Source organism: Microbacterium sp. MEJ108Y (assembly GCF_000834175.1).
GTDB classification, from domain to species: Bacteria; Actinomycetota; Actinomycetes; order Actinomycetales; family Microbacteriaceae; genus Microbacterium; species Microbacterium forte.
In genome coordinates this window covers 1-11,416 of sequence record NZ_JXQX01000035.1, presented here as the reverse complement: position 1 = coordinate 11,416, position 11,416 = coordinate 1, and the positions used below count along the sequence as shown (strand labels likewise).

The 11,416-nt window shown below is 69.1% G+C and carries 10 protein-coding genes; 5 read left to right on the top strand and 5 right to left on the bottom strand.

What is annotated here, in order from left to right; all coding sequences use genetic code 11:
- Positions 1–614: alpha-ketoacid dehydrogenase subunit beta (locus RU09_RS14705; protein WP_442922309.1), on the bottom strand; the 614-nt coding region annotated here is incomplete at its 3' end.
- On the bottom strand, positions 611–1,711 hold the full coding sequence (gene pdhA, locus RU09_RS14700) for a pyruvate dehydrogenase (acetyl-transferring) E1 component subunit alpha (protein WP_042541628.1): 1,101 nt from the start codon (positions 1,709–1,711) through the stop codon (positions 611–613). The genes pdhA and RU09_RS14705, both read right to left, overlap by 4 nt.
- 150 nt (positions 1,712–1,861) lie before the next feature.
- On the opposite strand from pdhA, the gene RU09_RS14695 reads away from it, so the two are divergent.
- From RU09_RS14695 to RU09_RS14685, 3 genes are all read left to right on the top strand, one after another.
- Positions 1,862–2,299 carry an Lrp/AsnC family transcriptional regulator gene (locus tag RU09_RS14695; RefSeq protein WP_042541627.1) on the top strand — a complete coding sequence of 146 codons (438 nt, stop codon included), beginning with the start codon at positions 1,862–1,864 and terminating at the stop codon, positions 2,297–2,299.
- Positions 2,300–2,446: 147 nt separating this feature from the next.
- Positions 2,447–3,892 carry an aldehyde dehydrogenase family protein gene (locus tag RU09_RS14690; protein WP_042541626.1) on the top strand — a complete coding sequence of 482 codons (1,446 nt, stop codon included), beginning with the start codon at positions 2,447–2,449 and terminating at the stop codon, positions 3,890–3,892.
- Entirely contained in the window at positions 3,889–5,352 is a 1,464-nt protein-coding gene (locus tag RU09_RS14685; RefSeq protein ID WP_042541625.1) for a GMC family oxidoreductase, read from the top strand. Before RU09_RS14690 ends, RU09_RS14685 begins: the two co-directional genes overlap by 4 nt.
- Positions 5,353–5,428: 76 nt before the next feature.
- Here the strand turns inward: RU09_RS14685 and RU09_RS14680 are convergent, their stop codons facing one another.
- Genes RU09_RS14680 through RU09_RS14670 form a run of 3 tightly spaced genes read right to left on the bottom strand, consistent with a single transcriptional unit; the run spans position 5,429 to position 9,407 of the window.
- Positions 5,429–7,072, bottom strand: coding sequence for an amidohydrolase (locus RU09_RS14680; protein ID WP_082041153.1), 1,644 nt, complete (start codon positions 7,070–7,072; stop codon positions 5,429–5,431).
- Between the two features lies 1 nt (position 7,073).
- Complete coding sequence (locus RU09_RS14675) at positions 7,074–7,913, bottom strand: molybdenum cofactor biosynthesis F family protein (RefSeq protein ID WP_042541624.1); 840 nt, start codon at positions 7,911–7,913, stop codon at positions 7,074–7,076.
- Positions 7,914–7,949: 36 nt separating this feature from the next.
- A complete protein-coding gene (locus RU09_RS14670) occupies positions 7,950–9,407 on the bottom strand; it encodes an APC family permease (RefSeq protein WP_042541623.1) in 1,458 nt (485 codons plus the stop codon).
- 244 nt (positions 9,408–9,651) lie between these two features.
- On the opposite strand from RU09_RS14670, the gene RU09_RS14665 reads away from it, so the two are divergent.
- Complete coding sequence (locus RU09_RS14665; RefSeq protein ID WP_042541622.1) at positions 9,652–10,398, top strand: SDR family NAD(P)-dependent oxidoreductase; 747 nt, start codon at positions 9,652–9,654, stop codon at positions 10,396–10,398.
- A gap of 109 nt (positions 10,399–10,507) precedes the next feature.
- Positions 10,508–11,323 carry an SDR family NAD(P)-dependent oxidoreductase gene (locus RU09_RS14660; RefSeq protein ID WP_042541621.1) on the top strand — a complete coding sequence of 272 codons (816 nt, stop codon included), beginning with the start codon at positions 10,508–10,510 and terminating at the stop codon, positions 11,321–11,323.
- Positions 11,324–11,416: the final 93 nt, after the last annotated feature.

Below are 11,416 nucleotides of genomic sequence, written 5' to 3'. Positions count from 1 at the left end.
GCGACCACCGAGGTGTCGACCTCGCCCTTCGTCCAATACAGCTTCTTCGGTTCGAGGAAGATCACCGGGTCGGGCGAGGCGATCGCCGCTCGCAGCATCGAGTACGCGTCCTGCGGCGTCGACGGACTCACGACCGTGAGCCCGGGGGTATGGGCGTAATACGCCTCGGACGAGTCGCAGTGGTGCTCGACTCCGCCGATGCCGCCGCCGAACGGGATGCGGATCACGAGCGGCATCCGCACGGCGCCGCGCGTGCGGTTGCCGAGCTTCGCGACGTGGCTGACGATCTGCTCGAACGCGGGAAGCGCGAAGGCGTCGAACTGCAGCTCGACGACGGGCCTCATGCCGTTCATCGCCATGCCGACGGCTGTGCCGACGATGCCGGATTCGGCGAGCGGGGTGTCGAAGCAGCGCTCCTCGCCGAACCGCGCGGTGAGCCCGTCGGTGATCCGGAAGACGCCTCCGAGCGCGCCGACGTCTTCGCCGAACACCACGACCTCCGGATCGCTCTCGATCGCGTCCGCGAGGGCGAGATTCAGAGCGGCGGCCATGCTCATGGTCGATACGGCCGCGACACGCATATCGACGCGGACGTCGTCGTGGGCGATGGTCATCGTGCACCTCCTGCGGGTTCGTGCGTGCGCTCGATCTCGCCCCTCAGCAGGTGCCACTGTTCTTCTCGCTGCGGCGAGCGAGACTCGGTGACGAAGCGGAAGAGGTCTTCGGGGTCGATGTCGGCATCCGTGTTGAGCGCCTCCCGCATCGCCGCAGCCGTCTGCTCGGCTCCGTCGGCATACTCCGCCTCGAGCTCTTCCGTGAGCGCGCCCGTGCCGGTGAGGTACGTGCGCAGACGTGTCAGCGGATCACGCGCGACCCACGCCTGGACCTCCGCGCGCTCGCGATAGCGGGTGTCGTCGTCGGCGTTCGTGTGCGCCTGCATCCGGTAGGTGTGCGCTTCGATGAGCGTCGGTCCGCCGCCGGCGCGCGCCCGATCGACCGCATCGCCGAGCACCCCCAGCACTGCGGCGACGTCGTTGCCGTCGAGGCGCTGCCCCGGCATCCCGTAGCCGATCGCCTTGTGGGCGAGGGAGGGCGCCGCGGTCTGACGACTGAGCGGCACGGAGATCGCGAACTCGTTGTTCTGCACGAAGAAGACGACGGGCACGTGGAAGACCGCGGCGAAGTTCATGGCCTCATGGAAGTCGCCCTCGCTGGTCGCGCCGTCACCGCACAGGGCCACGACCACGGTGCTCTCGCCGCGCCTCTTCGCGGCATACGCGAAGCCGACCGCGTGCAGGAGCTGCGTGGCGAGGGGAGTCGCCTGAGGAGCGACGTGGTGCGCCCGCACGTCGTAGCCCGAATGCCAGTCGCCTTTGAGGAGCACCATCGCGTCGGCCGGGGCGACGCCTCGCGCGACGACCGCCACCGAGTCGCGGTACGTGGGGAAGAGCCAGTCGTCATCGGCGAGAGCGAGAGCGACGCCGATCTGGCACGCCTCCTGACCGTGCGACGACGGGTAGACGGCGAGGCGACCCTGCCGCACGAGAGCGCTGGCCTGGTCGTTGATGCGTCGACCCTCGACGAGACCCCGATAGGCGGCGAGCAGGGCGTCGGCGTCCGGCAGCGCGTAGCGCTCGTCCTCGATGACCCTGCCGTCTGCATCGATGAGCTGGACCGCTGTGTCGCGCGGCAGCAGATCTGCATGTTCCATCCGTTCGCCCTCCTTGCCGAACCCGATGAGGACAGCATGCGCCTCGGGAGACAGTCGTCCAAGAACAATCGACGGATCGTGGACGATTGCTGTCGGGTTGCCCATCTGTACGACGAAATGTCAGAATTCAGGCACGGACGAAGGGGTTCCATGATCACGCTCGACGAGACCGACCACGCGATCCTCGCGGAGCTGAGGGCCGATGCGCGTGCGTCCATGACCGCCATCGCCGAAGCGGTGCACATCTCGAGGGCGGGCGCGCATGCGCGGATCAAGCGCCTCACCGATGCGGGCATCATCACCGGATACTCGGTGCGCACGGATCCGGTGCTGCTCGGCCACCACGCCAGCGCATACGTGACGCTGGCGATCGAGCAGGCGACGTGGCAGGAGGTCAGCGCCCGGCTCCGCGCCATCCCCGAGATCGAGCACATGGCACTCGTCGGCGGAGACTTCGACGTGATCCTGCTCGTCCGAGCGAGCGACGCGCGCGACCTCCGTCGGATCGTGCTGGAGGACATCCAGGCGATCCCGTCGATCAGGTCCACCCGCACCACTCTCATCTTCGAGGACTTCACCCTCGTCTGATCCGGTGTCCGAGCGGGGACGCCGAGGTCATCCCTTCGCACTCGGACATCTGCGGCGCACTCCTCGACAAGTGGGCCGCCCGACGGCGTCCGACAATGAGACGACCGCCAGTTCCTTGGCACGCGTCCCGCTCGAAGGAGAGTCCCGATGTCCGAATCCGCCGCATCCGCAGCCACTGCGCTGCTCGACCGCATCCAGGCGCCGGAGGGCGCCGGACGAGACATCCCGGATGCCGCCACACGTGACGTCATCGGTCGTGCGCCCGAGCATTCGGTCGGTGACCTCGACGAGGCGATCGCGCGGGCGCGGGCCGCGCAGCCCGGCTGGGAGTCTCTCGGGCACGCGAAGCGCAGCGAGCTGCTGATCGCGGCCGCCGATGCGATCGACGCGAACGCCGAAGCGCTCGCGCACCTCCTCTCTCGCGAACAGGGCAAGCCGCTGAACGGCCCCAACGCGCGCTTCGAGCTGGGTGCGTGCTCGGCGTGGCTGCGCACCAACGCGACGATCCCGATCGAGTCGCAGGTGCTCGTCGATGACGAGACCCTGCATGCCGAGCTCGTCTACAAGGCCGCCGGGGTCGTGGGCGCGATCGGTCCGTGGAACTGGCCGCTGATGATCACCGTCTGGCAGATCGGTCCGTCGCTGCGGATGGGCAACACCGTCGTCGCGAAGCCCAGCGAGTACACGCCCCTGAGCGTGCTCGCGATGCTGGCGGTGATGAACGACGTGCTGCCGGCCGACGTGCTCATCGGCGTCTCCGGCGACCGCGAGGTCGGCGCCCGCCTCGCCTCGCACCCCGACATCGACAAGATCATGTTCACCGGATCGACAGCCACCGGGCGCCGCATCATCGAGAGCTCGGCCGGCAACCTCGCCCGCCTCACCCTCGAGCTCGGGGGCAACGATGCAGGCATCGTGCTGCCCGGCACTGAGGTGTCGGCGATCGCCCAGGATCTCTTCTGGGGGGCGTTCATCAACACCGGTCAGACGTGCGCGGCGATGAAGCGCCTCTACGTGCACGACTCGGTCTACGACGAGGTCGTCGACGCGCTCGCCGAGATCGCGGCATCCGTGCCGATGGGCAACGGGCTCGACGAGAACAACGTGCTGGGTCCGCTGCAGAATCGCGCCCAGTTCGACATCGTGTCGAGGCTGGTGGAGGACGCGAAGGGCCGCGGCGCCCGTGTCGTCACCGGCGGCGAGGCGGCGCCCGAACTCGGCGAGCTGTTCTACCGGCCCACGATCGTCGCCGACATCGACAACGACGCGGCCCTCGTGCAGGAGGAGCAGTTCGGACCCGCGCTTCCCGTGATCAGGTACAGCGACGTCGACGAGGCGTTCGCCTTCGCCAACTCGGTCGACGTCGGTCTCGGCGCATCGGTCTGGGCGAGCGACCCCGAAGCCGCTCGCGAGGCGGCGACGCGCATGGAGTCGGGCACGGTGTGGATCAACTCGCACGGCGGGCTGCATCCCATGGTGCCGTTCGGCGGGGTGAAGAGTTCGGGCTACGGCCTCGAGTTCGGCGTCGAGGGGCTCAAGTCCGTCGCCGTGACCCAGGTCGTCTCGGGTCCGGGGCGGAAGGCTCAGGCATGAAGTCCGCGATCGTCGTCGGGGCAGGGACCTCGGGAGCGATCGTCGCACGACGGCTGGTGGATGCGGGAGTCGAGGTCACGCTGATCGAGGCCGGAGGGTACGACTCGAACCCCGCGATCCACGACCCGTCGAGGGCGGGGGAGCTCTGGCACTCGGCCGATGACTGGGACTTCTTCACCGTGCCGCAGGAGCACGCCGGCGGTCGCCGGCTGCATCTTCCGCGCGGAAAGGTCACCGGTGGATCTCACGCGCTCAACGCGATGATCTGGGTGCGCGGCGCGGCCTCCGACTACGACGCATGGGAGCGCGCGGGCGCGACCGGGTGGGGGTGGAGCACCGTCGAACCCGTCTTCGACGCGCTCGAGCACGACGTGCTGCCCGTCACCGACGACTACGAGCTCTCGCCGATCCAGGCGTCGATCATCGACGCGGCGGTCGAAGAAGGGCTGCCCCGCAATCCCGACTACAACGGCGGCACCCTCGACGGTGTCTCGCAGCAGCAGGTGACCATCCGCGACGGGCGCCGGGTGAACACGTGGATGGCCTACGCCCAGCCCGTCGCCGACAGGCTCACGATCCTCACCGGACGCGAGGTGCACTCGGTGATCGTCCAGGAGGGTCGCGCCGTCGGCGTCCGGCTCGGATCCGGCGCCGGCTCCGAGGATGTCCTCGCCGACGAGGTCGTGCTGTCCGCCGGTGCGATCGGATCGCCCGTGATCCTCCTCCGCTCCGGCATCGGCCCCGCCGACGAGCTCGCAGCCCTCGGCATCCCGGTCGTGGTCGATGCGCCCGGCGTGGGCAGGAACCTGCACGACCACCTGCTCTCTCCGGTCATCTTCACGACGGAGCGGCCGGTGGGGCCGCCGCAGCCCGGCGTCTCGGTCACGCAGTCGCACCTCTTCTGGCGCAGTCACGACGACCTCGCAGAGCCCGACACGCAGCCGATCCACTTCTCGGTGCCGATGTGGGGCGACCTCGAACCTCGCGGAGACGACGGATTCACGCTCATGGCCGGCCTCGTGACGCCGCACAGCCGGGGCACGCTCACCCTGTCTGGTCCCGACCTCGCCGACCCTCCGCTGATCGACCTCGCTGCGCTCGCGGACGAGAGGGATGTCGCCTCGCTCGCGGCATCCGTGCGTCAGTGCCGTCGGATCGGCGGGCAGCCGGCGCTCGCCGACGCGTGGGGAGCGACCGAGGTGTATCCAGGCCCCGACGTGCCGGACGACGGGATCGAGGACTGGGTGCGGCGCACCGCCATCACCTACCACCACCAGGTGGGCACCTGCCGGATGGGGTCGGATGCCGACGCGGTCGTCGATCCACTGCTGCGCGTCCGCGGCCTCGAGGGGCTGAGCGTGATCGATGCCTCGGTGATCCCGACCGTTCCGACGGGCAACACCAATGCGCCCGCCGCGATGATCGGCGAGCTGGGGGCGAGGTTGCTGCTCGGACGCTGACGGCGGTGCACGCGAAGAGCCCCCTCCTGCGAAGTGCAGGAGGGGGCTTCGGCGTCTCGTCGGGCGTGCGCGTCTGTCAGCCCGCGGTGTAGACCTCGCGACCGGCGAACCACGTCGAGCGCACCGGGGTGTGCACGATCTCGTCGGCGGGGCCGGCGATCGCATCACGGGCCAGCACGACGAAGTCCGCGGACTTGCCCGGCACCAGCGACCCGGTCTCAGATCCGAGCCCCATCGCGGTCGCGGCGTTGATCGTGAAGACCTCCAGCGCTTCTTCGGCGGTGATCGCCTGCTCGGGCCAGAGGACGCCGGGCGCGCGACCGAGGGGGTCGGCGCGCGTCACGAGTCCCTGCAGTCCTTCGAGCGTGTTCGGAGACTCGCTCACCGGCCAGTCGGAACCGCCGGCGACCAGCGCTCCTGCATCGATCAGGGCGCGGTTGGGCTGCGAATGCTCGGCTCGATCACCGAGCACCTCGGCCAGCGCCTGGGGGATCACACCGGGGAACCAGATGAACGGCGAGATGTCGGCCGATACATCGAGGGCTCGCAACCGGGGGATGTCGTCCGAGGCGAGGAACTGGCCGTGCGCGATCTGGATCGGGGTGGTGAAGCCGTCGGCGCGGATGCGTGCGGCGACGTCCAGCACGAGACGTGCCGACCCGTCACCCGTGCAATGCACCTTGGCGCCGAGTCCGCGCTCCGCGACCGAGCGCAGCCATGTGTGCAGCTCGTCGAAGTCCATCGTCGTCTCGCCGTGGAAGTGGGCGCCGTGCACGGCATCCGCCACGTACGGCTCGAGGAACGACGCCGTTCGCGCGGGAGGCACCCCGTCGAGGAAGATCTTCACGAAGTCCGGCCGATGGTGCGGGGTCCGGTACTGCTCGCCGAGGTCGATGAGCGCCTCGCCGATCGGATCGAACCCGAAGATCTCGTCGTTGATCAGCAGCGACGAGACGACCCAGGCGCTGAGCTCCTGAGACCGGTCGAGTGCCGCGAGCGCGGCGAGGATGTCTGTCGACACCCCGGCATCCTGGAACGTCGTGATGCCGAAGGAGTTGAGGATCTCGACGCCGCGGCGCGACGCCGCGATGTGCTGCTCGGTCGTCAGCCCGCCACTGCGGTCGTAGGCCGCCTGCACCGGGATGCCCGCTGCCTCGAGCAGCACCCCGGTCGGTGTTCCGTCCTCGGGATCGAGCAGGGTGACGCCGCCGGAGGGGATGCCGTCGGCGGTGATTCCGGCGAGCTGGAGTGCCCGGGTGCTCGCCCACCTGTTGTGCCTCGAGTCCTCGACCAGCACCACCGGTCGCCCTCCGGCCGCCTCATCGAGACGTTGCCTGGTCGCAGTGTTGGCGAGGGTCGGCAGCAGCGTGGTCGACACCGGGCCGCCCACGATCCACGCGTCAGGCGGCAGCGTCTGCGCCTTGTCGCGCACGAGGTCGAGGACGTCGTCGAGAGCGAGCGACGGCGGCAGCGAGAGCTCGAACAGCTCGGTGCGGCCGGCCATGGCGTGATGGTTGTGCACATCGACGAAACCGGGGTAGACCGCGGCGTCGCCGACGTCCAGCATCCGCGTGTCCGGCCCGCGGTGCGCCTGCATCTCGGCCCTGGTCCCGACGCCGAGGATCCGGCCGTCGCGCACGGCGAACGCCTCGACGACCGGCTTCCGGCGATCCGCCGTGCGGATCACGGAGCCCGTGACGATCAGTTCGGCCGACACCATCTCAGACGGCTCCGAACAGGGCGGGTTCGAGACCCTCTGCGTGATGCGTCGTAGAGAGCAGCCTGCCGTGCGCGCCGAACGTGAAGTGCGTCGGCACCTCGCCCGACTCGTCGAGTCCGAACAGCACGCCGTGCGAGCGGATCGCGTTCACATCGCGGTGGTCGGCGATCGTGACGGACGCGCACGGGATGACCTTCTCGCGCCACGCGAAGATGTAGATGCCGGGGCGCACCTCCCAGACGCTGTTCTCGTCGGTGTCGGCGAGGCCTCGTTCGGGGCCGGCGAGGCACTGCCACGAGTACCAGCGCTCCGAGAGGTAGACGTGCTCGTATGCGTGCTCCTCGCTGTAGACCCACTCGACCCGCCGCCCGATGAGAGTCGTCGCCGGGGCGGGCTCGGCGCCCGTCACGGTCGCGCCTTCGATGATGCTCGGCGCGAACACGTGCTGCACGCGGGTGCGCCCCTGTTCCGGCGCAGGCAGGATCACCGAGATGACGGCGAGGGCGCGCCCGTGGCGGAGGTCGACGACGAGCGACACGGCCTCGTTCGGCAGGTACCTGTGGTGGAACTGCACGAAGTACAGGTCGTCATCGACCTCGAAGGCCTCGTAGTCGTCGGTGTCGGATGCCGGCGCTGTCGAATCCTCGGCACCGGGGCGGTAGTCCCACGTGACCGTGGCGTCGTCGAATCGGTGCGAGATGCGGGTTCCGCGCGCATCCACGACCGTGATCTCCCGACCGCTCAGCGCGGTCGTATGCGGGGCCTTGTTGGCGTCGAACCCGGGGGCGAGGCCCTCGAGCGGAAGCCAGGTGGACGTGTCGGCGGGGTTCAGAGTCGTCATGTCTCTCCTCGAGATGGGGTGCGGGTCGGGTGAGCGTCAGCGGTCGCTGAATCGTTCGAGGTCGGATGCAAGGCCCTCGTACACGGCGGGCCTCGAGCGCTTCAGATAGGCGCCGTAGACGATGCCGCCGATGAGAGCCACCACGAGCAGCAGCGGCATGAGGCGGATGGCGAGCTCTTCGGATCCGGCGACGATGTTGAAGTTCACGATCGCGAGCACCGAGATCGCGGCTATGCCGAGGAATCCGATGCCCGGAGCGATGAACGTGCTCCACCACCTCGGGTCACGGGAACGACGGAAGTACACGACGATCGAGATCGCTGCGAGTCCCTGCAGGATCAACACACTCAGGGTGCCGAAGCCGAGCATCGCCGGCACCAGGGTGAGGATCGGGTCCGCTCCGGCGATCGCGAAGATGATCGCCACGATCGCGGCGAATGAGGCCTGCACGATCCCCGCGAGCTGCGGGGCGCCGTTGCGTCGCGTGCGGGCCAGTGCATGCGGAAGGATCCGCGCGCGCCCGAGGGAGTAGAGGTAGCGCGTGGCGGAGTTGTGGAACGCGAGCATCGCCGCGAACAGGCTGACGAGCAGCAGGATCATCATCACCGTGGTCAGCGGACCGCCGAGGTACTGCTGCGAGAGGGTGAAGATGAGGTCGCCCGTCGGCAGGTGCGCGAGAGCCGTGGCCTGTGCCTGCGCGACGCCGGTCGCGCTCACGACGGCCCACGTGGTGACGCCCAGGATCACGCCGATCGCGATGATCGAGGTGTAGGTCGCGCGCGGGATGGTGCGCAGCGGCTGCTTCGCCTCCTCGCTGAACAGGGCGGTCGCCTCGAAACCGAGGAAGCCCGTCGCGGCCAGGAGCAGGCCGATCGGCAGGGAGCCCGAGAACACGGCTTCGGGGCTGAAGGCGGCCACGTCGTATCCCGTCTGCACGAGCACCGAGACGTCGAAGACCACGAGCATCAGCACCTCGAGCACGAGGCACACCCCGAGGATCTTGGAGCTGAAGTCGACGCCGACCCTCGCCAGCACGAAGCAGACGACGATCGACAGCAGACCCCAGATCAGCCAGTGCACGTCGAGGCCCGTGAGGTCACGGATGATGTTCTGCATGAAGAAGCCGCTGGTGCCGATCGTTCCGACCACGAAGAAGTTGTAGCCGAGCGTGGCGATGAGGCCCGCGACGAGACCGCCCGTGCGACCGAGGCCCTTCACGACGAAGGCATAGAAGCCGCCGGCGTTCACGAGCTGCTTCGACATCTGCGCGTATCCCACGGCGAACAGCAGCAGGATCGCGGCGACCAGGAAGAAGGCCATCGGTGTGCCGCCACCGTTTCCGAGGGCGATCGCCAGGGAGGCGACGACCACGATGCCGGTCAGCGGTGCGACGGCGGCGAGCACGAGGAAGACGATCCCGGCGACGCCGAGCGCGCCGGGTCGAAGAGAGGTGTGGTCCTGCTGCGTCGTGGACGCAGATATCGGGTCTGCCACGTCGGCTCCTTTGCTGGGTGACGGCCGTGTCGAACGGCATCGAGGATGAGGGGGATCCTCGATAGAGCGAGTCTGCTCGCGCCGCGAGTCCGGCGGTTGACCCTGAGCGAAGGACGATGGTGCCAGCGCGCACAGCCGTCCATGCCGTGTTCCCGGCTTGCGCACGGCAGAGCAGGATGACCGTGATGACACCGCCGTCCTTGAGGAGCGCCGCCCGGCGCTGCCGCGGAGTCTCGGGGAGATCATGGACCTGCAGCTGAGCGGCACGACCGCGCTGATCACGGGAGCAGCGAGCGGCATCGGGCGTGCGACGGCGCTCGCGCTCGCCGCGGAAGGGGTGCGTGTGGCCCTGCTCGATCGCGATGGTGCTGCGCTCGCTGAGACTGCACGCGGATGCGGTGACGCCGTGGTGCGTGTGGCTGATGTCACCGACCAGGCACAGGTGGCGGATGCGGTCTCGACCTCCGTCGAAGAGCTCGGTGGGTTGGATGCTGTCGTCTGCTGCGCTGGGATCTCGGGCCCGGTCGGGTCGCCCATCGATGAGATCTCGCTGCTCGAGTGGAACACGGTGTTCGCCGTCAACGTCACGGGCGCGTTCCTCGTGCTGGCGCAGACGCTTCCCGCGCTGCGTGCTTCGGCCGCCGCATCCGTCGTGCTGCTCGCGAGCGACTCCGCGTTCGTGTCATCGCCGGGCATGGCGCCGTACTGCGCTTCCAAAGCGGCGCTCGTGCAATTGGGCCGGTCGCTGTCGGTCGACCTCGCCCTGGACGGCATCCGAGTGAACACGGTGGCGCCGTCGATCGTCGACACGCCGATGAGTCGGGGCGACCTCGGCGCCGATGCGTTCGTCGATCCATCGTTCGCGGTGCAGTCGCCGGAAGATGTCGCCTCTCACGTGCTGTATCTCGTCTCGCCACGCAGCAGAGCGATCAACGGCACGACGATCGTCAGCGACTTCGGGTACTCGGCCCGATCAGGATTCCCCGCCTGATGACCTCGGGGGCAGCGGATGGTGCGTGAGCGCGTGGACTGCGCGTGAGCGCGTGAACTGCGCGGGAGCGCGTTAACTGCGCGGGAGCGCATCAGGAACAGGAGCAGACATGGGCATTGCAGTCGGATCGACGGTCTCGGGGCACGTCGTCGTCATCACCGGCGGCGGAACCGGCATCGGCGCGGCGGTCGCCGAACGGTATGCCGCAGAGGGCGCTCACGTCGTCGTGGTCGGGCGGCGGCCTGAGCCGCTGCGCGCCGTGGCGGATGCGGTGGGCGCTCATCCGATCGTCGCGGACGCCGCCGACACGGCATCCGCGCAGGCTGCGGTGGCTGAGGTGCTCGCGACCTTCGGGCGGCTCGACGTGCTGGTCGCGAACGCCGGCGGACACGGGTTCTCACCCGTCGCCGACACCGACGACGACAGCTGGGACGCGGCGATCCGCGCCAACCTCACCACGGCGTTCGTCATGGCGCGGGAGGCATTGCCGTCGCTGATCGAGGCGAAGGGGCAGATCGTGATCGTGTCGTCGCTCGCCGGTCTCTTCGCCGGGCCGTCTGTGGCCGGATACACGGTGGGCAAGCATGCTCTGATCGGTCTGACGCGGACCCTCGCCCGCGACTACGGACGACGGGGTGTGCGCGTGAACGCGGTGTGCCCCGGGTGGGTGCAGACGCCGATGGCGGACGACGAGATGGACGAGTTCGCCACGCAGGCGGGCCTCGGGTCGCGCGAGGAGGCATATGCGACCGTGACGGCGGACGTGCCGCTGCAGCGACCGGCTCGCCCCGCCGAGATCGCGTCGGTCGTGCGGTTCCTCGGGTCGGGGGAGTCGTCGTACGTCACGGGTGCCGTGATCGTGGCGGACGGCGGATCCCACGTGGTGGATGTGCCGACGATCGCGTTCGATCGGGCGGGGATGTAGGGAGCATCTGTTCGGTGTTCGGTGCTGGGCTGGGTTGGGCTGGGTTGGGTTGGGTTGGGTTGGGTTGGGTTGGGTTGGACGGGGCAGGGCAGG

What these genes read in the sequence shown, in the direction of transcription:
- pdhA (WP_042541628.1), bottom strand. Translation starts at nt 1,711, where the DNA reads ATGGAACATGCAGATCTGCTGCCGCGCGACACAGCGGTCCAGCTCATC.
- RU09_RS14695 (WP_042541627.1), top strand. Translation starts at nt 1,862, where the DNA reads ATGATCACGCTCGACGAGACCGACCACGCGATCCTCGCGGAGCTGAGG.
- RU09_RS14690 (WP_042541626.1), top strand. Translation starts at nt 2,447, where the DNA reads ATGTCCGAATCCGCCGCATCCGCAGCCACTGCGCTGCTCGACCGCATC.
- RU09_RS14685 (WP_042541625.1), top strand. Translation starts at nt 3,889, where the DNA reads ATGAAGTCCGCGATCGTCGTCGGGGCAGGGACCTCGGGAGCGATCGTC.
- RU09_RS14680 (WP_082041153.1), bottom strand. Translation starts at nt 7,072, where the DNA reads ATGGTGTCGGCCGAACTGATCGTCACGGGCTCCGTGATCCGCACGGCG.
- RU09_RS14675 (WP_042541624.1), bottom strand. Translation starts at nt 7,913, where the DNA reads ATGACGACTCTGAACCCCGCCGACACGTCCACCTGGCTTCCGCTCGAG.
- RU09_RS14665 (WP_042541622.1), top strand. Translation starts at nt 9,652, where the DNA reads ATGGACCTGCAGCTGAGCGGCACGACCGCGCTGATCACGGGAGCAGCG.
- RU09_RS14660 (WP_042541621.1), top strand. Translation starts at nt 10,508, where the DNA reads ATGGGCATTGCAGTCGGATCGACGGTCTCGGGGCACGTCGTCGTCATC.